19 protein-coding genes and 1 pseudogene are annotated in these 22,878 nt (G+C 41.2%); 17 read left to right on the forward strand and 3 right to left on the reverse strand.

Annotated elements, in window-relative coordinates; translation table 11 throughout:
* The 6 genes and pseudogenes from AB5Z52_RS06475 to AB5Z52_RS06500 form a co-directional block, all read left to right on the forward strand.
* A pseudogene (locus tag AB5Z52_RS06475) lies at positions 1-337 on the forward strand (23S rRNA (adenine(2503)-C(2))-methyltransferase RlmN); the annotation flags it as partial.
* Between the two features lie 338 nt (positions 338-675).
* A complete protein-coding gene (locus tag AB5Z52_RS06480; protein ID WP_003128572.1) occupies positions 676-1,359 on the forward strand; it encodes a DUF969 domain-containing protein in 684 nt (227 codons plus the stop codon).
* A complete protein-coding gene (locus tag AB5Z52_RS06485; RefSeq protein WP_003128573.1) occupies positions 1,360-2,280 on the forward strand; it encodes a DUF979 domain-containing protein in 921 nt (306 codons plus the stop codon). It abuts the gene before it with no gap.
* A 30-nt stretch (positions 2,281-2,310) separates the two neighbouring features.
* Positions 2,311-2,958 (forward strand): pyroglutamyl-peptidase I, encoded by a 648-nt coding sequence (pcp, locus tag AB5Z52_RS06490; RefSeq protein WP_003128574.1) that lies wholly within the window; start codon positions 2,311-2,313, stop codon positions 2,956-2,958.
* Between the two features lie 237 nt (positions 2,959-3,195).
* On the forward strand, positions 3,196-3,519 hold the full coding sequence (locus tag AB5Z52_RS06495) for a hypothetical protein (RefSeq protein ID WP_005472773.1): 324 nt from the start codon (positions 3,196-3,198) through the stop codon (positions 3,517-3,519).
* A gap of 482 nt (positions 3,520-4,001) precedes the next feature.
* Complete coding sequence (locus AB5Z52_RS06500; RefSeq protein WP_003128576.1) at positions 4,002-5,663, forward strand: peptide ABC transporter substrate-binding protein; 1,662 nt, start codon at positions 4,002-4,004, stop codon at positions 5,661-5,663.
* A gap of 232 nt (positions 5,664-5,895) precedes the next feature.
* Here the strand turns inward: AB5Z52_RS06500 and AB5Z52_RS06505 are convergent, their stop codons facing one another.
* Positions 5,896-6,231 (reverse strand): DUF3899 domain-containing protein, encoded by a 336-nt coding sequence (locus tag AB5Z52_RS06505; protein ID WP_003128577.1) that lies wholly within the window; start codon positions 6,229-6,231, stop codon positions 5,896-5,898.
* Positions 6,232-6,313: 82 nt separating this feature from the next.
* Here AB5Z52_RS06505 and opp3b point away from each other — a divergent pair, with 82 nt between their 5' ends.
* The 5 genes from opp3b to AB5Z52_RS06530 are packed head-to-tail and all read left to right on the forward strand — an operon-like array spanning position 6,314 to position 11,348.
* On the forward strand, positions 6,314-7,255 hold the full coding sequence (opp3b, locus tag AB5Z52_RS06510) for an oligopeptide ABC transporter permease (protein ID WP_003128578.1): 942 nt from the start codon (positions 6,314-6,316) through the stop codon (positions 7,253-7,255).
* Positions 7,255-8,292 carry an oligopeptide ABC transporter permease gene (opp3C, locus tag AB5Z52_RS06515; RefSeq protein ID WP_003128579.1) on the forward strand — a complete coding sequence of 346 codons (1,038 nt, stop codon included), beginning with the start codon at positions 7,255-7,257 and terminating at the stop codon, positions 8,290-8,292. The genes opp3b and opp3C overlap by 1 nt, the downstream gene beginning before the upstream one ends.
* Positions 8,292-9,344, forward strand: a complete 1,053-nt coding sequence (locus tag AB5Z52_RS06520; protein WP_029487296.1) for an ABC transporter ATP-binding protein — start codon at positions 8,292-8,294, stop codon at positions 9,342-9,344. The genes opp3C and AB5Z52_RS06520 overlap by 1 nt, the downstream gene beginning before the upstream one ends.
* A gap of 14 nt (positions 9,345-9,358) precedes the next feature.
* Complete coding sequence (locus tag AB5Z52_RS06525; RefSeq protein WP_003128581.1) at positions 9,359-10,294, forward strand: ABC transporter ATP-binding protein; 936 nt, start codon at positions 9,359-9,361, stop codon at positions 10,292-10,294.
* A 16-nt stretch (positions 10,295-10,310) separates the two neighbouring features.
* Positions 10,311-11,348: an RNA-guided endonuclease TnpB family protein gene (locus tag AB5Z52_RS06530; RefSeq protein WP_003128583.1), complete on the forward strand. Its 1,038-nt coding sequence runs from the start codon at positions 10,311-10,313 to the stop codon at positions 11,346-11,348.
* A 198-nt stretch (positions 11,349-11,546) separates the two neighbouring features.
* On the opposite strand, the gene AB5Z52_RS06535 is transcribed toward AB5Z52_RS06530, so the two are convergent.
* Complete coding sequence (locus AB5Z52_RS06535) at positions 11,547-12,377, reverse strand: NUDIX hydrolase (protein WP_003128584.1); 831 nt, start codon at positions 12,375-12,377, stop codon at positions 11,547-11,549.
* Positions 12,378-12,422: 45 nt separating this feature from the next.
* A complete protein-coding gene (locus AB5Z52_RS06540) occupies positions 12,423-12,692 on the reverse strand; it encodes a hypothetical protein (RefSeq protein ID WP_005472766.1) in 270 nt (89 codons plus the stop codon).
* 184 nt (positions 12,693-12,876) lie between these two features.
* On the opposite strand from AB5Z52_RS06540, the gene metG reads away from it, so the two are divergent.
* The 6 genes from metG to AB5Z52_RS06570 all read left to right on the forward strand — a co-directional run bounded on the left by metG (position 12,877) and on the right by AB5Z52_RS06570 (position 22,878).
* Positions 12,877-14,883, forward strand: a complete 2,007-nt coding sequence (gene metG, locus AB5Z52_RS06545; RefSeq protein ID WP_003128586.1) for a methionine--tRNA ligase — start codon at positions 12,877-12,879, stop codon at positions 14,881-14,883.
* A 264-nt stretch (positions 14,884-15,147) separates the two neighbouring features.
* Positions 15,148-17,826, forward strand: a complete 2,679-nt coding sequence (locus AB5Z52_RS06550; protein ID WP_003128587.1) for a cation-translocating P-type ATPase — start codon at positions 15,148-15,150, stop codon at positions 17,824-17,826.
* Between the two features lie 174 nt (positions 17,827-18,000).
* Positions 18,001-18,429 (forward strand): hypothetical protein, encoded by a 429-nt coding sequence (locus AB5Z52_RS06555; RefSeq protein WP_003128588.1) that lies wholly within the window; start codon positions 18,001-18,003, stop codon positions 18,427-18,429.
* Positions 18,430-18,945: 516 nt separating this feature from the next.
* Entirely contained in the window at positions 18,946-20,454 is a 1,509-nt protein-coding gene (gene abc-f, locus AB5Z52_RS06560; RefSeq protein ID WP_003128589.1) for a ribosomal protection-like ABC-F family protein, read from the forward strand.
* 469 nt (positions 20,455-20,923) lie between these two features.
* Complete coding sequence (locus tag AB5Z52_RS06565) at positions 20,924-21,997, forward strand: ABC transporter ATP-binding protein (protein WP_029487292.1); 1,074 nt, start codon at positions 20,924-20,926, stop codon at positions 21,995-21,997.
* Entirely contained in the window at positions 21,997-22,878 is an 882-nt protein-coding gene (locus AB5Z52_RS06570) for a carbohydrate ABC transporter permease (RefSeq protein ID WP_003128591.1), read from the forward strand. The genes AB5Z52_RS06565 and AB5Z52_RS06570 overlap by 1 nt, the downstream gene beginning before the upstream one ends.

Raw genomic sequence — 22,878 nt, forward strand, 5'->3', positions numbered from 1 at the left:
GGAAGCTATTGACTACTATTTTGAAAAAAACAATCGGCGAATCACGTTTGAATACATCATGCTGGATCATGTCAATGATCGACCAGAGCATGCGCGGCAATTGGTCGAATTGCTCAAGAATAAACGCAAGCTTTCTTATGTGAACTTGATTCCTTACAACCCTGTCAGTGAACATGATCAGTATGCTCGCAGTAAGAAAGAAGATGTTTTAGCATTTTATGACATCTTGAAGAAAAATGGTATCAACTGTGTGATTCGTAAAGAACATGGGACGGATATCGATGCAGCTTGCGGTCAGTTGCGCAGCAAACAGATGAAAAAGCAAGTCACTGCCTAGAAACAAATAAGTCTGACCATGAAGGCGGGAAAGTCGCTCATTGAACAGACTTTTATCAAAAAACGGTACAGGAGACCGTTTTTTCAAAATCAGAAAAGTAGGTGAACGGCACTCTTTGTTGACAGACCGCTGAAAAAGGCCAGCTCTGAGACAAAGACGGGTGCGGTTCCTGCTTTTGCTGATTTTTTTATTTCAGAAAAGAACTGTTTTGGATAACAACAAAGGAAAACGATTTCTCTGGATTTTTTCAAAATTCCGATACTCATGGCTTGAAAAATCGTCTATACTATAAGAATTGATAGAAATAAAAATAACACACATGATGAAAGGATGATTCCATGGAATGGATCAAATTGATTGGTATTTTGGTAATTCTTGTCGGCTTTTTGCTGAAACTCGACACGATCGCCGTTGTTCTGATCGCAGGATTAGCAACCGCATTAGTTTCGGGGATAGATTTTACTGATTTCTTATCAATGTTAGGAAAGGCATTTGTAGACAATCGTCTCGTGACCTTATTCCTACTCACACTACCAATGGTAGGAATCTCAGAACGCTTTGGATTGAAACAACAGGCCGTTGTTTTGATTGAAAAAATCAAAGGATTGACCCCAGGCAAGTTTTTAAGTTTGTATTTGTTTATTCGAGAACTAGCAGGTTTCTTCTCGATTCGGATCCAAGGACACACGCAATTTATTCGTCCAATCGTAAACCCAATGGCGCAAGCCGCAGCGGAGAACAAGTATGGCGAACTAGAAGAAGCAGATCAGGAAAAAATCAAAGCTCGGGCGGCAGCTAATGAGAACTACGGGAACTTTTTTGCCCAAAATACGTTTGTGGCGGCTTCGGGTGTTTTATTGATCACTGGAACGTTAAAATCATTGGGTTATGACGTAGCCGCCAGTGCAATCGCACAGGCTTCAATCCCTATCGCGCTGATCGTTTTAGTCATTGCTACCCTTTCAAATCTGGCTTTCGATCGCAAAATGTCTAAAAAATATGGCGAAAAGGAGGAAAAGTAAATGGAAGCAATCATCAATAATATTTTAGAATTCTTTTATATTTTGATCGGTCTCTTGTCAATCATGACTGCTGTTCGAGTCTTTAAAGATGCGACCCATCCAACACGACTGGGTACAGCAACATTTTGGCTTTTACTTGGTATCGTTTTTGCTTTCGGAAACTTTATTCCTTACATCATTGATGGGATCATCATTATTTGTATGGGCGTATTGACGTTCTTCAAGCAAGTTCGAATTGGTAAAATCGTGGATGTCGATGAACAAAAAGCAGAACAAGCCGCCGAAAGAATCGGCAGTAAGATTTTTATCCCTTGTATCTCACTAGCAGTCATCGCAGTTGCGATTTCCTACACACCTTTAGGCGGACAAGTTGGGATCGGGATCGCTTCTGTTTTGGCGTTGATTTTAGCAATGGTATTGACCTCTGCTAAACCAAAAACAGTGCTGGATGATTCCGATCGTATGTTCCAACAAGTCGGTACTGCTGGTATCTTGCCACAATTACTAGCGGCTCTAGGCGTGATTTTTAATGCTGCTGGTGTTGGAGAAGTGATCTCCCATGGTATTTCAGGTGTAGTACCCGAAGGCAATCGTTTGATTGGTGTGATTGCCTATTGTTTAGGCATGGTTTTATTTACAATGATCATGGGAAATGGCTTTGCGGCATTTACTGTCATTACTGCCGGAATCGGTGTCCCATTCGTAATCGCTCAAGGGGGAGATCCCGTTGTAGCAGGAGCACTGGCGATGACTGCCGGTTTTTGCGGAACATTGTTGACACCGATGGCAGCCAATTTCAATGCATTACCCGTCGCATTACTCGAGATGAAAAATTCGAATGCAGTAATCAAAACCCAAGCACCGATTGCCGTGCTGCTAATTGTGATCCATATCGGATTGATGTACTTTTGGGCATTTTAGTGGTAAAAAGGAATAGAAAGGATGATCAATATGAAATGTTTAGTCACAGGATTTGATCCATTTGGCGGAGAAGAAATCAACCCAGCGTTGGAAGCTGTTAAATTATTACCAGAAGAAATCAACGGAGCAAAGATAGTTAAATTAGAGATTCCTACTGTTTTCGGCAAATCAGCTGAAGTTGTACAAACTAAAATTGAAGAGATCCAACCTGATGTTGTTTTGAATATTGGACAAGCAGGCGGACGTTTTGCTATTTCACCTGAGCGAGTGGCGATCAATGTCGATGATGCACGTATTCCAGACAACGAAGGTAATCAACCAGTAGATGAAGCCATCCAGCCTCAAGGTCAACCTGCTTATTTCAGTCAGTTGCCGATCAAAGCAATGGTAGCTGCGATGAAAGAAGCCGGGATTCCTGCTGTTGTTTCAAATACTGCCGGTACATTTGTCTGCAACCACATCATGTATCAAGTACAATACATGATCGATACAAAATACCCAACGCTTAAAGGGGGCTTCATTCATGTCCCATTCGTTCCGGAGCAAGTTGTTGACAAGCCTGGTCAACCGGCTATGAGCTTACAAGATATTGCGAAAGGATTGGAAGCGGCAATCGGTGCGATTGTCGATTATCAAGGAAAAGAAGACATCAAAGCAATCGGGGGCGCCATTCATTAAGCGGCACGAACAGATTGTCAATTAAAACGAATTGATTTAACGATAGATAGATCAGACAACTAGGAATATAACTTGTAAGAGGATAGGTTGCTTGCGAGAATAGGCCGATGTTGTCTGATCTTATTTATTTCAAGTAACGAGCAAGTATGAAGCGCGGAAAGTCATTTATTCGTCTTTTTATCGATTTATTGATAGAATTCATCTAGTGGAACACGCGAAATGCGAAGGGGGCAAATCATGATCATTACTGAATTTGATAGAGAGAATTATATTTTACGTGATCAGCTGATCGACTTAGCCGTTCTAATTTATCCGTCTACCTATCAAAAAGAGCAGCGGACAGCAGAAGAATTACTGCAGCCGAATAAAGTTGTCATTGCAGCTATTGAAGGAGAGCAATTGGTCGGCTTTGTGAGTGCCTTCCAAAAAAGCGACACTATCTGGCAGCAAGAGATCAGCTTAGTTGATCCCCGACATCCAGATGAACAAATAGGTGAGCGTTTGACTGCCTTTTTGCGAGACGAAGTTGTTGCTGCTGGCGGAGAATGGCTAGTTTCTTAAGTCTTCTAGTTGAACATTGCTTGTCAAAACGGACACAGACAGTTATAGTGGCCAAGATGTTTCTTAAAACTAGTCAAGAGTTGGAACATAAGTTGAAACAAATGATATCCGAATGATCAAAAATGAAGGTCGCAAGAATCATCAAGATTAGCGACAAGACACGGCTGTAAAGTGAGTGTCTTTCATTGATTGTTCGGATATATGCTTGTTTTTTGTAACTTATGACACAACTCTTTTTGTTTTTTTTAAAAGAAAAAATGGTCTTTAAAATAAAAATGAGAAGAAGATGAAAGTAGCATATTTATTAGTTTTCTAGTAATATTTAGTAGAAATTCTTCAAAGTTATTGTCTTTTATCGTGTTTTTTAATGCTAAAAATTGTAAAAAAAGATTGCTTTTTTAATAATTATTAATTAAAATCTAATCTAACTTCAGAAAAGAGCGATTATTCTGAAAATTAAATCAATTAAGGAGTAGTTCAGGATGAAAAATAAATGGGCATATGGATTGGTTGCTGTGTGCGGCTTAGTTTTAGCAGGCTGTACCACAGGTGGTTCAAATAATTCAAGCAGCGGATCAGCTGCCAGCAGCGAAAGCAATGCGGAACAGGTATTCAATGTTGTGGTTCAACAAGAAATGCCAAGTGCCGATTTGTCCCTTGCGACAGATACAATCAGTTTCAGTGCGCTAAATAATGTATATGAGGGGTTGTACCGCTTAGACGCTGACAGCAAACCGCAGCCAGCTGGAGCAGCAGAAGAAGCAGAAGTCAGTGAAGATGGATTGACTTATAAGATCAAATTGCGTGATGACGCAAAATGGTCAAATGGCGAACCTGTAACAGCAGCTGATTATGTCTATGGTTGGCAACGAACAGTCAAGCCTGAGACGGCTTCAGAGTATGCCTACTTGTACGCACCAGTAAAAAATGCGGAAGCTATCACAGCCGGAGAGAAAGATCCGTCTGAATTAGGAATCAAAGCAGTTGGCGATCATGAGTTAGAGATCACATTAGAAAAGGCCACTCCTTACTTTGACTATTTGCTGGCATTCCCATCTTTCTTTCCGCAAAGTCAAGCGGTTGTTGAAGAACACGGGGATCAATATGCGGCAACGAGCGACAATGCCGTTTATAATGGACCTTTTGTTCTTACCGGATTTGATGGACCAGGAACCGATACCGAATGGGCATACGAAAAGAATGATCAGTATTGGGATAAAGATACAGTGAAATTAGAAACTATCAATGTGAGTGTTGTTAAAGAATCAGCGACTGCATTGAACTTGTTCCAAGATGGTCAAGCTGATGATGTCATTCTTACAGGGGAACTTGCACAGCAAATGGCCAATGATGAAGCGTTTGTCTCTCAACCAGAAGCAACGACCTATTATTTTGAAGTCAATCAACGCGATGAAAAATCACCATTCCGCAATGAAAATTTACGTAAAGCAATTTCGTATGCCATTGATCGTGACGCTTTAGTGACATCGATTTTAGGGGACGGCTCAATTGCTTCGACAGGTCTAGTACCAGAAGGCATGACCTTTAGCCCATCCGACAATACTGATTTTACTAAATCAGCAGGCAGTGTTTTAGAATATGATGAGGCCAAAGCCAAAGAGCATTGGGAAAAAGCTAAAGAAGAATTGGGAATCGATTCTCTTGAATTTGATATCTTAGCCTCTGATACAGATTCTACGAAGAAAATCATTGAATATGTACAAGATACATTGCAAAAAACATTGGATGGTTTAACAGTAACGTTAAGCCCCGTACCATTCTCTGTTCGTTTGGATCGTTCCAACGCTGGAGACTTTGATATGTTGATGGGTGGTTGGGGAGCTGACTATGCAGATGCTAGCAGTTTTACAGACTTATTCACGACTGGCAACTCATATAACCGTGGTCAATGGAGCAATGAAGAGTATGATGCCTTGATTAAATCTGCAAGTACGACTAACGTCAATGACCCAGAAAAGCGTTGGGAAGATTTAGTCAATGCGGAAAAACTAATCATGAGTGAACAAGGAGTAATCCCAGTTTACCAAAAAGCAGAAGCTCATTTACGTGCACCAAATGTAAAAGGTGTCGTTGCTCATGCAGCAGGCGCACAATACGATTACAAGTGGACATCGATTGAATAACCACTTGAATGCCTAGCGGCTGGGACAGTAACTGGATACAAGATGACGATTATCGATGAATAGCTGGAATAACAGGCATAACAAAAATGGAGAAGCTGCTGCTTCTCCAAAATGCCAAGTGCTTCACTATTTGTCACGTATGGAAATCTTCTCTTGAATACAGTCTCAGCCGGCTTTTTTTTCTAAAGCAGAAAGGCAGTCGACAAAAGACACGAAACGATAGGTTACTAAATTAAAGAGTATTGATTAATAAAAAGAGCAAAGAAAGTAGCAGTAAAAAAATTCCTGGCCATAGCCAAAAGCCGTAGCTTTGTTTACCAACATCGGAGAGTTTAAGGTAATCGGTTTTATTTTTGGAAAAAGCTTTTTTCATTGAATATTGGAAATGATCAAAGAACCCAGAGGCAAAGACCCAAAGAAAACCGCCGATGATCAAGAAGAATAAAGCCCAAAGAAATAGTGCATCCGAGATAGTTGACAGGGTCAATTCCTTTTTGAAAAACAACCAGCTAATGGAAATAAGGGTACATATGAGGGCGATCAGCCCACTACTTTTTTTTATCCGCATAAGTTGACTCCTTTTTAATGATTCGTACTACTTAATTTACATAATTATTGATAAGAAGTCAAAATACCTAGGGGGAAGACGCGTGAACGGTTTTTTGAAATATTTATTGAAACGGATATTCTATATGGTATTGACCTTATGGTTGATTGCCACGATCACATTTTTCTTAATGCAATTTTTACCAGGAACACCTTATACCAATGCAGAAAAACTGAGTCCCGAACAGATTGCCTTATTGAATGAACAAGCAGGTTTAGATAAACCGATGATTACTCAATATGGGCTGTATTTGACGAATTTAGTTAAAGGCGACTTTGGGATTTCATTCCAATTCAAAAATCAACCGGTAGCGAATCTATTATCTGGTCGGATTGGTCCTTCTTTACAATTGGGGCTGCAGGCAATTATTTTTGGGACTTTTTTCGGTATCATTTTAGGGACGATCTCCGCTATGAAACAAAATACATGGATTGATACGACGTCAACGCTAGTAGCGATCTTGGGACGTTCGATTCCGAACTTTGTCTTTGCCGTTTTGCTGCAATACATTTTTGCCATCAAATTAGGTGTCTTGCCAATCGCCAAATGGGAAACTTTTGCAAGCACGATTTTGCCAACGATCGCATTAGCCATGTCGCCACTGGCAGACTCTGCCCGCTTTATTCGAACCGAGATGGTCGAGGTGCTCCACAGTGATTACGTTGAGTTGGCTCGTGCCAAAGGGCTGAGCCGCTGGGAGATCGCCTTCAAGCATGGTTTGCGGAACAGTTTGATCCCGCTGCTTACCTTGTTAGGACCTTTAGCCGTTGGATTGATGACGGGTTCATTGGTTGTTGAGAATATTTTTGCGATTCCGGGGATTGGCGAACAATTCGTAAAATCAATCATGACAAATGATTATCCAACAATCATGGCAGTCACGATTTTGTACTCTGCCATGTTAGTATTTGTGATTTTAGTGGTAGATATTTTGTATGGTATCGTTGATCCGCGTATCCGTGTGTCAGAAGGGAGCCGTGGCTAATGGAAGAGAAAACAATCAATCAAGTAGCTGCCATTGATGCAGCCAAATTTCAGCCGTTACAAAAAAATACCAAAGAAGAACGAGAAGCAATTGCTGCGCCATCGCTGACCTTTTTCCAAGATTCATGGCGCCGTCTGAAGAAAAACAAAGCAGCTGTATTTTCGATCGTACTATTGCTGATCATTATTGCAATCTCGATTATTACGATCTTTGTTTCTCCCCATGACCCTACTGCGCAAAACGTGAAGTTCACGAATCTGCCTCCCAAAATTCCCGGACTCAATCTCCCAGGATTAAATGGGTATGCAATGGTTGGTGGTGAATTGGTTGATAAATATGCTGCTGCCAATGTTCCAGAAGGCACTTACTATCTACTAGGAACCGACGGACTAGGACGGGATCTGTTGAGCCGTTTATTTGTCGGAACGAGAATCTCGCTATTGATTGCTTTTATTGCCGCTTTGCTAGATATCATCTTTGGCGTGACCTATGGATTGATTTCCGGTTTATTAGGGGGACGAGTGGATAATATCATGCAACGTTTCTTAGAGATCCTTTCTGGGATTCCGAATCTAGTGGTGATGATTTTGATGCTGGTCGTCTTCAAACCAGGAATCTTTTCGATCGTAGCTGCGATGGCTATCACCAACTGGATTCCAATGGCTCGGATTGTTCGCGCGCAAACAATGAAATTAAAAGATCAAGAGTTTGTGCTAGCTGCTACGACATTAGGTGAGAGCCGTATGAAGATTGCGATGAAGCATATCTTGCCGAATATTTCGAGTGTGATTATTGTCCAAATGATGTTCAGTATCCCATCAGCGATTTTCTTCGAGGCTTTTCTAAGTTTTATCGGTTTGGGCTTAAAGCCGCCTTCAGCATCGCTAGGGATGTTACTGAGCGACGGGTACAAGACCTTTTTATTCTTGCCTTACCAAATGTGGGTGCCGGCGGTTACGTTGTCGGTCATTATGATCGGATTCAACTTACTTGCTGATGGACTCCGTGATGCCTTCGATCCGAAAATGAAAGAGTGATTGCTATGGAAAAAGTGTTAGAAGTGAAAAATTTAGAGATCTCCTTTGATACCTTTGCAGGGAAAGTCCAAGCGATCCGCGATGTCAGTTTCGAACTATACAAAGGCGAAACACTAGCGATCGTTGGCGAATCCGGTAGTGGGAAATCAGTAACTACCCGCAGTATCATGGGATTATTAGCTAGTAACGCCAATATAGATAATGGAGAGATCCTATTCAATGGAACGGATATTCTCAAGAAATCTGAGAAAGAACTACAAAAGATTCGCGGAAAAGAAATTGCGATGATCTTCCAAGATCCCATGACTTCTCTGGACCCGACGATGCCCATCGGCAAACAAGTGGCCGAATCTTTGATGAAACATAACAAACTTAGTAAAAAAGAAGGACTCCGACAAGCCTTGGATCTTTTGAATCTGGTAGGGATTCCGAATGCTGAGAAGCGTTTGAAAAATTATCCGCATCAATTTTCAGGGGGACAACGGCAACGGATCGTCATTGCCATCGCATTAATCTGTTATCCACAGATCCTGATTGCTGATGAGCCGACTACGGCACTGGATGTAACGATTCAAGCCCAAATCCTTGAGTTGTTGAAAGATATCCAACAAAAAATCAATTCATCGATCATTTTTATTACCCATGATTTAGGAGTAGTAGCAAATGTGGCAGATCGGGTAGCCGTCATGTATGGCGGCAAAATCGTAGAGGTGGGAACAGCAGAAGAAATATTCTATAATCCACAGCATCCTTACACTTGGGGGCTGTTAGGTTCCATGCCTACCTTGGAGGGGACGGGGGATCGTCTGTATGCGATTCCTGGCTCACCACCAGATTTGTTGGATCCGCCGACTGGGGATGCTTTTTATCCTAGAAATGAGTTTGCTTTGCAGATCGATGCCGAACAGCAACCCCCATTCTTTGATGTTTCACCGACCCATAAAGCAGCTACGTGGCTTTTAGCTCCGCAAGCACCTAAGGTTACCCCTCCGGATGAAATCTTGATTCGTTGGAAAAAATTCCAAGAAAAAACTAGACAGGCATCTGTATAAAGGAGGAGAACCCATTGGAGAAAGTGTTGCTTGAAGTAAAGAACTTAAAACAATATTTTAATGTCGGTCGCAAAGACGAAGTCAAGGCTGTAGATGATATCTCCTTTCAGATCTATGAAGGAGAAACCTTTGGACTAGTAGGAGAATCCGGTAGTGGGAAGTCAACGACTGGTCGAACGGTCATTCGACTGAATCATCCCACGGCAGGAGAAATCTTGTTTGATGGACAAGATGTCATGAAAATCAAAGGCAAAAAAGATTTAGCTGATTTCCGTCGAGAAGTACAAATGGTTTTCCAAGATCCGTATGCATCATTGAATCCTCGAATGAAAGTTCGCGATATCATTGCTGAAGGGATCGATATCAACGGATTGGCAAAAAACGAAAAGGAACGCAACCAGCGCGTAGATGATTTGTTGAAAACTGTTGGTTTAAACCCAAGTCATGGAACTCGCTATCCCCACGAATTTTCCGGAGGACAGCGGCAACGGATTGGGATTGCCCGAGCACTAGCGGTAGATCCCAAGTTCATCATCTGTGATGAACCGATTTCGGCTCTGGATGTTTCGATTCAGGCCCAAATCGTCAATTTGCTGCAAGATTTACAGCAAGAACATAAGCTGACTTATCTATTCATTGCCCATGACCTATCAATGGTCAAACATATCAGCGATCGCATCGGTGTGATGCATAATGGTAAACTTTTGGAAGTAGGTTCTAGTGATGAAATCTATCATTATGGGGTCCATCCGTACACAGAGAGTCTCTTGTCGGCGATTCCACTGCCAGACCCAGATCATGAACGAGAACGGAAGCGCATCAAATACGTCAGCGAACCAACAGATGACAAGCCTCGTGCCATGGAAGAAATCGCAGAGGGGCATTTTATTTATGCTACGAAAGAAGAAGCAGCACAGTATCAGAAAAAATTGGCACAAAAAAAGGGGTAGACCTGTTTAGGAGGAGATGAAACTGAGTGTTTTAAAAGCATACAAATTTCGGATCTATCCTACAGAGGAACAAAAGCAGTTCTTTATCCAAACGTTTGGTTGCGTACGCTTCACCTATAATCAATTGCTAAAAGCAAAGATGGAAGAACTTACTACAAATGCAGAAAAAGAAAAACTAACACCTGCAAAATTAAAAAAAGAGTATCCTTTTTTAAAAGAGACCGACAGTTTGGCACTGGCCAACGCCCAGCGCAATTTGGAACGGGCTTTTCGCAACTATTTTCAAAAGCGAGCAGGCTTTCCTAAACTGAAGACGAAAAAGAATATTTGGCAATCGTATACGACAAACAATCAACAACATACGATCTACTTGGTCGATGATCAGTTGAAATTGCCTAAATTGAAATCATTCGTTGCAGTCAAGCGTCATCGGCCAATCAATGGTCAGATTAAATCGGCGACGATTTCTGCAAGAAACAATACTGAATTTTATATTTCGATTCTTTGCATCGAAGAAATTCAGCCCTTGCCGAAGAACCAACGAAAGATTGCCTTGGTTTATCATCCAGAAGTGTTGGTAGAGGCCAATGCACAGTTACCCTTTATCAGTACCAATGCCATCAAATCTCAACAAAGGCTGGCCCGTGCAGAACGAAAACTAAATGTGAAAGCAAAAGCTGTCAAACGAAAAAAAATGGTGCTTAGTCATGCTCGTAATTATCAAAAACAAAAAGGAAAAGTTTCTCAGCTATATCGAGCGCATCGTGATCAAAAAAAAGAATACATCGATCAAGTAACCTTTCATCTGGTCAAACAATACGATACGATTTTTTTGGAACGGCTGATCGATGAGACTTGTAGATCTACAGGGAATTTTTCAGTCAGCGACTGGCATCAGTTTATTCGTAAAATCACGTACAAAGCAGAGTGGTACGGCAAAGAAGTCCGATTTATTTCTTTGTCGGCCAAAGAGTGTCAAAAAATGACGCAAATGTTGCGTGTAATCGAAAGTGAAACGAACTGGGAGGAGCGCCAGGGATCGCCTAGGGGATAGAAAAAATCTTTGGATTTTTGTTTCTAGGAATTCTGCTCACTAATTATGATTAACCAGCGAAGAGGCTGTGACGTCAGGCAAAACAAAAAATACCCAAACGATACACAAACCCACAGACGCTGGCTTTATGCTCAGCTGAAAGTGATTCGTCTATCGTTTCGGTTCTTGTTTGCTTGTGTTGCAGCCTCTTTGCACGGCCTACATTTTGTCGCCAAGCACATCAGCATTCAATTCATAGATTTTCGAAGGTCGTCCAATACCGACGGGCTTTTCACCGATTTCCGTGAAATATTGAAGCATGGCTTTTTTGAAATTTGAATGGTCAATCAATTTAAAATCGATCCCCAAAAATTTAGCGAAGACTTTACGTGCTTCAGTGATCGTGAAGTTTTCGCCGAGAACCAGCAGTACTTGTGGTTCGTGTTCCATTTTGTTTGCCACTCGTTCAAATGCTTTCAAAATAATCGCGCTATGGTCAAAAGCCAATGTATCCTTACCGACAGATTGTCCCGAGACTAGGTCCAAGATAATCTCAACATCGCCACTAGATAAAAAGATTTGGTTCGCCTTTCTCTCTAATGAAAACCAGCGGACTTGATTGGCATCATCCCCAGCGCTCAAAGGTTCTTCGCCGATAAAAGCGAGATAACTGACCGTAATGACCCAGCCCCGCGGGTCTCGCCCTGGTGTGCTGAAGGTATGGAGTTGTTCGATGTTTTGCTTTGAGATGGTTACGCCGATCTCTTCTTGCGTCTCGCGAATGACACTTTGACCAGTTGACTCATTCGGATTGACGAAACCACCCGGTAAAGCCCAAGAATTTCGAAAGGGATGCCCTTTTCGCTGAATCAGTGCAATCTTCAGTTCTTCTTCTTCTTTGTTGTAACACATCAAGACCATATCGACTGTCACAGAAGGCTTCTCATATTTTGGCTGGTCCTGACTGCGATACCAAGTTAAAAATTCTGCTTCAGAAGCTTCTTTTTCATAATACTCTTTTTCTGCTGTTTTTGAGGTGAATTCTTTCATTCCTGTCTCCTACTCCTGATATGATGAAATAATAATGATGATGGATTAGTTAAAAAAATAGGGAAAAATCAAATTGATAAAAAAGAGTGCTAAATAGAAGAATGCCGCTTTTTGTGTGTGCTTCATGGCTAAATATCCCCACACAGCGATCCATAGCAGGAACCCATAACGAAGCAATGATGTGATGACCACAAAGAAGCTAGCTAGATTTTGCCCATTGAAATAGCCGTAAAAATACAAATAAAAACTAGAAAAAATCAAATGGATGATCGTTAAAACAGCTAAGATCATGAAGCGCTGTTGTTGTTTTTTCAAGCGAAAAACCCTCTCTTTCAAACGTTCATTCCTATTATAGCAAAAAAACAGCTCATAAACCAAAAGGAGCTGATAGTAAAATCATCTCATCAATTTGGGCAAAAGAAAAAAGGAAAAACTCACAGAAAATTATGGTATACTACCTTAGTATACACTTTACAGGTGAAAAGGAGGACGTACGCCCATGGCTGAAAAAGAAACATTTTATATTACGACGCCAATCTATTATCCAAGCGGCAAATTGCATATCGGAAATTCTTATACAACGATAGCTTGCGACGCAGTAGCACGTTATAAACGTCTAATGGGCTTTGATGTGTTTTATTTGACTGGTGTTGATGAACACGGGCAAAAAATCGAAAAAAAAGCGGAAGAACTAGGTGTTGATCCACAAGAATATGTAGATAAAATGGCTGCCGATGTCAAAAAATTGTGGAAAACATTGGACATCAGCTACGATAAATTTATCCGGACAACGGACGACTATCACAAAAAGGCAGTCCAAAAAATCTTTCAACAATTATTGGACCAAGGAGATATTTATCTTGGCGAGTATGAAGGCTGGTACTCTGTCTCTGATGAAGAATACTTCACAGAAACGCAATTGGCAGAAGTTTATCGTGATGAAGAAGGACATGTGATCGGTGGGAAAGCACCAAGCGGCCACGAAGTAGAATTAGTAAAAGAGTCTTCGTACTTCTTCCGCATGAGCAAGTATGCAGATCGTCTGGTGCAATATTATGATGAGCACCCAGAATTTATCCAACCTGAATCCCGTAAGAATGAAATGATCAATAATTTCATCAAGCCAGGTTTAGAAGATTTAGCTGTCTCCAGAACAACTTTCAAGTGGGGGATTCCAGTAACGGCGAGTCCTGAACATGTGGTCTATGTTTGGATCGATGCTTTATCAAACTATATTACAGCACTAGGCTATGGTTCCGATGACGATTCATTGTTCCAAAAATACTGGCCGGCAGATGTTCATATGGTTGGGAAAGAAATCGTTCGTTTCCATACGATCTATTGGCCAATCATGCTGATGGCATTAGATTTGCCATTGCCTAAAAAAATCTTCGGTCATGGTTGGCTGATGATGAAAGACGGCAAAATGTCGAAATCTAAAGGCAATGTCGTTTATCCAGAGATGCTTGTTGAGCGCTATAGCTTGGATGCTTTGCGCTACTACTTGCTGCGGGCAGTGCCTTTTGGCAGTGACGGCGTTTTTACACCAGAAGACTTTGTTTCTCGGGTAAACTATGATCTAGCCAATGACCTGGGTAATCTATTAAACCGCACTATCGCTATGATCAATAAGTATTGTGAAGGAATCGTTCCTAAATATGCCTCAAAAGTAACTCCTTACGATAGTGAGTTGTCGACAACCGCAGCCAACGTCGTAGGTCGCTACCATGAAGCAATGGACAAGATGGAATTCAGTACTGCATTGTCGGAAGTATGGACGTTGATCTCTCGTGCCAACAAATACATCGATGAAACACAACCGTGGGTATTGGCCAAAGATCCTGAGAAAAAAGCAGAATTAGACAGTGTGATGGTCCATCTTGCAGAAAGCTTGCGAATCGTAGCAATCTTGCTGCAACCGATCATGACCGAAACACCGGCAAATATTTTCCATCAGTTAGGCTTAACTTCAGAAGCCATGGACTTGAAAGACTTGCGGTTCGGTGAATTTCCTAGTGATACCAAAGTAGTGGCTAAAGGAACGCCAATCTTCCCTCGTTTGGAATTAGAGACGGAAGTCGCTTACATCCAGAAGAAAATGGCGGAAGGAACGCAAAGCACTGCTGAAACAGTCAAATGGAACCCAGAAGAAACGGTTCTTGCTTCTGAAAAAACAGAGATCAAATACGATGATTTCGACAAGATCGAATTGAAAGTAGCTGAAGTGATCGACTGTCAAAAAGTCAAAGGAGCAGATAAACTGCTTCAATTTCGCTTAGCTGCGGGTGATGATCAAGATCGACAAATCTTGTCAGGAATCGCTGAGTTTTATCCAGAGCCGCAAGATTTGATTGGTAAGAAAGTCGTAATCGTAGCGAATCTGAAACCACGTAAGATGCGGGGGCAAATCAGTCAAGGGATGATCCTTTCCGCGGAAGATACCGAAGGACGATTAAAAATTGTTGAAGCTCCAAAGGGAATGCCTAACGGATCAATCATTGCCTAAGCGAGACAGTATTTAATCATTTCTGTTCTTTTTTCAGAAAATGAAATTGCAACTGAATGAAACATTTTGTATAATGGTCTTTATTGAGATGATCATGAGGGAGTAACTGGCAGCTTATCGTTGCGGCAACATCACCATCCTGAAAGAAATTTCTGGTGTTGCCTTAAATAGTGAGACTCGTGTATGTGTTTTAGTGCATACATGAGTCTATTTTTTTTCATTTCATGTACAATAAAGAAGGAAGAAGAATAAAGGAGGAAAAACATGTTTGAAGAGAATAAAAAAGAGCAACTCTCGCAAGCTTTTTATGCACAAGAAGCTGAGGCTGTTCTGAAAGAGCTGCAAACCGATGCCAACGGTTTGACAAATGACGAAGCCAAAAGTCGTCTGTCACAATATGGCGCCAATGAATTAGAAGAAGGTAAGAAAAAATCGATGGCTCAAAAATTCTTTGAACAATTCAAAGATTTGATGATCATCGTCTTGTTAGCCGCTGCGATCATTTCTGCTGTCGTGTCACATGAAATCGTCGATTCAATCATTATTTTAGCCGTTGTTATTATCAATGCGATCATGGGCGTGGTTCAAGAAGCGAAGGCCGAACAAGCCATCGAAGCGTTGCGGGAAATGTCGACGCCCAATGCCAATGTGTTACGAAATGGGCATACGGTGACGATCAAAAGCGATGAACTGGTTCCCGGAGATATCGTTCTTTTAGAAGCCGGCGATGTGGTACCAGCTGATTTACGCTTATTAGAAGCTAGTTCTCTGAAAATCGAAGAAGCGGCATTAACTGGTGAATCGGTACCCGTAGAAAAAGAATTGACTGTGATCGATGCAACAGATGTTGGGATCGGTGATCGTGTCAATATGGCTTACTCCAACAGTAATGTGACTTATGGACGGGGAAAAGGGGTCGTTGTCAATACAGGGATGGCGACAGAAGTCGGTAAGATCGCTGGTATGTTAGCAAGAGCCGAAGAAACGGAAACGCCGTTGAAACGTAACTTGAATGAACTTGGTAAATTCTTGACGATCGCCATCATCGTGATCGCCGTAATTATGTTCTTTGTTGGTACGATCTTCAATAATACTTCTTGGGTCGACATGTTGCTGACATCAATCTCTCTTGCGGTTGCTGCGATTCCAGAAGGATTGCCAGCGATCGTAACGATCATCTTAGCACTAGGCACGCAAGTCATGGCCAAACGAAACGCTGTTATTCGTAAATTACCGGCAGTAGAAACATTGGGTGCGACAGACATCATCGCATCAGATAAAACAGGTACATTGACACTAAACCAAATGACAGTTGAAAAACTTTATGTCAATGACAAGCAACATGCTGCTTCTGAAGACATTCCATTGGATACAATGGCTCTGAAAGTCATGAACTTCGCGAATGATACTAAGTTCGGTGAGGAAGGCAACTTGATTGGTGATCCTACTGAAACAGCACTTGTTCAATTCGGGATGGATCAAGGCTTCCACGTGAAAGATCAAGTGAGTGCAGAACCTCGTGTAGCGGATCTGCCATTTGATTCGGATCGTAAATTGATGAGTACGATCCATGAACAAGAAGATGGTCGTTACTTAGTTGCAGTGAAAGGCGCGCCAGATGTCTTATTGGGACGTGCGTCAAAAGTCTTGTTGAACGGACAAGAAGTACCAATGACTGAAGAAGAAAAACAAAAAATCTTGTTCAACAATACAGATATGGCCAAACAAGCGCTTCGTGTCTTGGGAATGGCATACAAGTATGTAGATGCAGTACCAGAAAACTTGGAATCAGAAATCGTAGAAAATGATCTAGTCTTTGCTGGTCTTGTAGGGATGATCGACCCTGAACGGGCTGAAGCAGCCGATGCTGTGCGAGTAGCTAAAGAAGCTGGTATTCGTCCAATCATGATCACAGGAGACCACCGAGACACAGCAGAAGCAATCGCTGGACGTCTAGGAATCATCAAGCCTGGTGATGACGCAGCTGTATTGACGGGTGCTGAATTGAACAAAATGAGTGATGAAGAGTTTGCACAAAAAGTGACTCATTACTCGGTTTATGCACGGGTTTCACCTGAACATAAAGTTCGGATCGTGAAAGCATGGCAACATGAAGGCAAAGTCGTCGCTATGACAGGTGATGGTGTCAATGATGCGCCAGCACTGAAACAAGCTGATATCGGTGTTGGTATGGGAATCACTGGGACTGAAGTATCTAAGGGTGCTTCGGATATGGTTCTGGCTGATGACAACTTCGCAACGATCGTTGTTGCTGTTGAAGAAGGACGCAAAGTTTTCTCAAACATCCAAAAAGCGATCCAATATTTGTTAGCGGCTAACTTAGGTGAAGTTTTGACATTGTTCTTAGCTACCTTATGGGGCTGGGATACACTGTTGCCGATCCATCTGTTGTGGATCAACCTTGTAACAGATACTTTCCCTGCAATCGCATTGGGAATGGAGCCAGCTGAAAAAGATTTGATGAAGCATGCCCCTCGTGGCCGGAATTCGAACTTCTTCTCTGGTGGAGTCATGAGCAGTATCATCTATCAAGGGATCTTGGAAGCTGCAACGGTATTGTTCGTCTATTGGTCAGCAATTCAATGGCCGGTACACGATACCTATGATGCAATCCATGCGGATGCATTGACAATGGCGTTTGCTACACTAGGATTGATGCAACTGTTCCATGCCTTTAACGTTAAGTCTGTTTACCAATCATTATTCAAAGTGGGACCTTTCCGTAACAAAACCTTTAACTGGGCAATCTTGCTTTCCTTTGCATTGATGATGGTCATCATTGTTGTTCCTGGATTAAATGACATCTTCCGAGTGGCTCATTTAGATCTCTATCAATGGGGAATCGTTCTAGGTGCATCCTTCGCGATCATCCCGATCGTTGAGATCGTTAAAGCTGTCCAACGTGCAATGGGCAAAAAATAAGCAGTCTCTAAATTTATTCCGCAGGCAGAGTATTCTGACTGCGGTTTTTGTTCACACCAATCGTCGTAAATGAATAATAGGGGCGAATGAACAATCTGCTTTTGCCGACCTTTTCATTTTTGGCAATAAACGGTAAAATAAAAGATAGCTAAGAAGAAAGTAGGGGAATGAATCGTGCGACCGAATTTAGGTTTTTATGTACAAACAATCAATGATCTAGTGAAAGAGACAGAGAAAATCGGGGAAACCATGAATCCGAATTATGAAGAGATTCGTCAGGCTCTCGATAAAAAAAAGGAATCTGAACTATCACCAGAGCGTCTGGAAACAATCGAAGCGTCCTTTAAAAAAGGAACGGACAAATATCGTTTGATGCTGGAACAGATCTCTAAATTACGCCCGCCTGCAACGGTCATGGGGATTCACAAAAAATTTGAACGAGCATATACGAAGTATGTTGCTGGCTGTGAAGAAATGATTCTAAGTATTGCTGATGGGGTCGATCGGGAAGCTTTCGATGCGTCAGAGAAAAAACAAGACGAAGCCACTGATGAAATCTCTTTTGCAATTCAGCGGATGACAGCTCTCTTGTTAAAAAAATGATAAAGTTCGTTTCTTAAACGAGAGTTATTTAATTTAAATGTTATGTTATTCTTATGTAAAATGATGATGGTGGATGTATAATGAATTAACAACCAACAACCTTTTTATTTTTCATTTTACTCCTTTTGCCATCAGGACTAACCAACTTGATGGTTTTTTTGTTTTTATAAATGTTTTTTTACTCAAAATAATAAAATGACTGCAAAAGACATTGTGAATAAATTTACCTAACAGTTTGTTAGTATCGTTTCACTGCTAATCTAAAAACAAGTATCGCCAATTGCGGTTTTTCGCGGTAGATGCTATACTGAAAACAACTTATAAACGAAATGAGGGATCCTCCATTGAAAAACTAACCAATTTGTTGGAAGCTGCATAGAATCATGTTCTCTAGGGAGCAGTGTGCAGATTTTCAGGATTGGTGTGTTTTTCTGGAGGGTCTTTTTGTGTACTTTTCTGGAACCTGACCTGAAAATAGGCGCGGTTTTTGTCTAGAGATAGACAGGAGGTACAAAAATGTCAAATATAAAAATAGAACAATTAAGTTTTGGCTTCGATACTCAGAATCATCTGCTGTTCGATCAAGCTGATTTGGTGATCGATACCCAGTGGAAATTAGGTTTGATCGGTCGAAATGGTCGGGGGAAAACTACTTTACTCAAATTACTGCAAGACCAATTGCCTTATAGCGGGACTATCACCCATCAGCAAGCATTCGTTTACTTTCCTCAACCAGTGGCAGATCCGCAACAACTAACCTATGATACATTACAAGATCTGTGTGAATTTGAGCAATGGCAGATCGAGCGAGAGTTAAATTTGCTTCAGTTGGATCCAGATGTCCTCTGGCGTCCATTTGAGACATTGTCTGGTGGGGAACAAACCAAAGTTTTACTTGCACTACTGTTCATCGATGAGGAACACTTTCCGTTGATCGATGAACCCACCAATCATTTAGACATTACAGCTCGTGCTCATGTAGCTGCTTATCTAAAACGGAAAAAAGGCTTTATCGTCGTCAGCCATGATCGACACTTTGTTGACGAAGTGGTGGATCACATTTTATCGATTGAAAAAAGCCGACTAGTGATTTATCAGGGGAACTTTTCTGTTTACGAAGAACAAAAGCAACGGCAAGATCAGTTTGAACAGGAGCAAAATGTTAAACTGAAAAAAGAGATCGGCCGTTTAAAGCAAACGGCTGCCGAAAAAGCAGAATGGTCACGAGGACGGGAACGAGATAAACTGGGATCACCAACAAAAAAAGGCAGTGGAGCAGTCTATGACACAGGGGCGATTGGTGCTCGGGCAGCCAGAACGATGAAACGATCCAAAGCAATCGTCAAGCGGATGGAAGATCAAGCACAAGTCAAAGAACAGTTGTTGAAAGACATCGAATATATCGATCCCCTTTCTATGAATGTTAAAGCCACGCATCACAAAGTTTTGCTGCGAGTGGAAAATTTGCAATTGACGTATGAGCAACCGTTGTTTGATCCGTTGAATTTTACCATCGAAGCTGGTGACCGGATTGGTATTTTGGGTGCAAATGGTTCTGGCAAATCGAGTTTGGTGGCTGGCCTATTAGGTCATTTTACTGGAACTGTCACCGGCTCTGTTTGGATGCCGCAACATTTGTCCATCAGTCGTGTTCGCCAAAATTACGAGGATAATCGAGGCACCTTGACTGAGTTTGCTGAATTCCACCGATTGGATTATCAAGAATTGTTGAATAATCTGAAGAAATTGGGCATGGAGCGAAATGTCTTTCAGACCCGAATCGAAGATATGAGTATGGGGCAGCGTAAGCGTGTGGAATTGGCAAAATCGTTGGCAACCCCTGCTGAGCTGTTTATCTGGGATGAACCCTTGAATTATCTGGATGTCTTTAATCAGAATCAGTTAGCTGAAGTGATCCAACTTGTCCAACCGACGATGTTGATCATTGAACATGATCGCCATTTTCTGGATCAAGTGACTACACAACAATTTTTGCTTGGACATACAGATCTAGCGCGTCCATAAATCGAACCGGGATAGGATTTTTTTAAATCTTATCCCGATTTTGTTATTTTAAAGTGGTAGGTTTTTGAGAAAGATACCCTATTTTGATCGTTAGTCTGTTTTTTTGATTTGAGTGGTCTAGATAAAAAATAATAAATGGGGTGCCTGTTTTTTCTTTTTTTATTTATTTTAGCTGGATTTTTTATTTATTTTGCAAGAAAAAAAGCCTTACTGTGCAATATTCTGTCGTTCAACAATCTCATTTTTTTCTCATCGTTCTGCTAGTTAATTAAAATTTCTATCATAATTACCAAAGGGTTTTACAAAAGATTTACAATAACAGTACCGAATAAAAATATTCATTTGTTATCATAAAAATCGAATTTCTTTGAGCGTTTGACAACAGCCTGTAAGAATTCAGCTGTTTTTGTGTTCCTATCTTGCTGGTCGAACAAAAGCGGCAAAGAGAAAAATAATGGAGGTTCTTTTTTTGATAGAAGTAGTTGGGTTGAAGAAGGTCTTTGACAACAAGTTTGAAGCTTTGAAAGCGGTGGATTTTACGATCGAGAAGGGCGATCTTGTTTGTTTACTTGGGCCTAGTGGCTGTGGGAAGTCAACGATTTTGAATTTGATCGCTGGATTGTTGAGTCCGACAGATGGGGATATCCGCTTTAACGGAAATTCCGTGGTGAAAACGGAGCCAAAGGATCGCAATATCGGCTTTGTCTTTCAAAATTATGCCTTGTATCCTCATATGACCGTTTTAGAAAATGTCATGTTTCCACTGACTGTTGGTGATAAAAAAATCAAGAAAAACGAAGCGCAGCAAATTGCTGAAAAATATATGCAGCTGACCAATATTGAAGAATTGAAGGATAAAAAACCTGGTACATTGTCTGGTGGGCAGCAACAGCGGGTTGCCATCACTCGTGCGTTAGTCCAAAATCCTGAAGTACTATTGCTGGATGAACCATTGAGTAATTTAGATGCGCGTTTGCGTTTAAAGATTCGCGAGGAGATTCGTCGCTTAGTCAAAGAAGTTGGGATCACGACGATTTTTGTGACTCATGACCAAGAAGAAGCGTTGTCTATCAGTGACAAAATCATTTTGATGAATGAAGGCGTGATCCAGCAAAATGATGATCCGCAAAATCTTTATTTAGAACCCAATAATTTATTCGTTGCAAAGTTTATCGGAAACCCAATTATCAATATCTTGCCAGTAGAAGTGACAGATGGTGTCATGCATCATCCAGAATTCACGATCCCTACAGAGCGCTTCGTGGATATCCGCTTCAAGAAACCGTTGACAGATGGTCATTATACTTTAGGGATCCGTCCAGAAGATGTGTTAACGACGACCCAAACACCATTATTCAATACCGAGATAAAAAGTGTTGAACTAATTGGTCGTGAACGGATCTTGAACTTTGATCTGGCTGACATCCACGTTAAATCGATCGTTAGCATCGAAGAAATCATTGAAGAAGGAGCACACTTAGCTTTTGACTTCAATTACAAAAAAGCGTTCATCTTTGATGAAAAAGGGGAGCGAGTTTATTGATGTTCAAGAAAAATTATAATCCCGAAAATCAACCCAAAGCTTGGCTGTTCTTATTGCCCTCACTAGTCATTATTTTGCTCTTTAGTGTGTATCCATTATTTCGTTCATTGTTTATGAGTTTTCAAAAAGGATCATTGATCAATCAGCGATATGCCGGATTAGAAAACTACCAAAAAGTGCTGACGGATCCAGTGTTTTTCAAGGCGCTAAAGAATACAGCTTGGTTTGCATTCGCCGTGGTTCCTATTGCATTAGTGATTTCACTAGCGATCGCTTGGATCATCTTTGAAAAGGTGAAACATAAGAGCTTTTTTGAGACGATCTTCTTTATGCCGTATGTCACCAGTACCATCGCCATTGGGATCGTGTTTCGCTATTTCTTTAATGGGTCTTATGGGATCATCAACTACTTGCTGGGCTTAGTGGGGATTCCCGCCGTCAATTGGCTGGATAATGTCAATATGAGTATGCCGACACTGATCATTTTTGGGATTTGGAGCAGTTTGGCCTTCAATATTATTATTCTCTTAGCAGGGATGCGTAACATTGACAAAGAACATTATAAGATCGCAAAAATGTTTGGCGCCAATAACTGGGAGATTTTTCGCAAGATTACTTTTCCGCAGTTGATTCCGACATTTGCCTTCTTGTTGACCGTTAATATCATCAGTGCCTTTAAAGTCTATACACAAGTCTATGCCTTGTTTGGTGGTCAACCCGGTATCGCCAAAAGCGCAACCACAGCTGTCTATTATATTTATGACAAATTCCATATTGCGGGCCGTCCTGGGATCGCAATGGCTGCGACTGTGATTCTCTTTTTTATTATTTTGGCGGTGACCTTTATCCAAAATAAAATTTTAAAGAAAGTAGGGGAATAA

This window comes from Enterococcus sp. RTP21361st1_A6_RTP21361_211029 (assembly GCF_040910045.1).
Lineage (GTDB): Bacteria > Bacillota > Bacilli > Lactobacillales > Enterococcaceae > Enterococcus_D > Enterococcus_D gallinarum.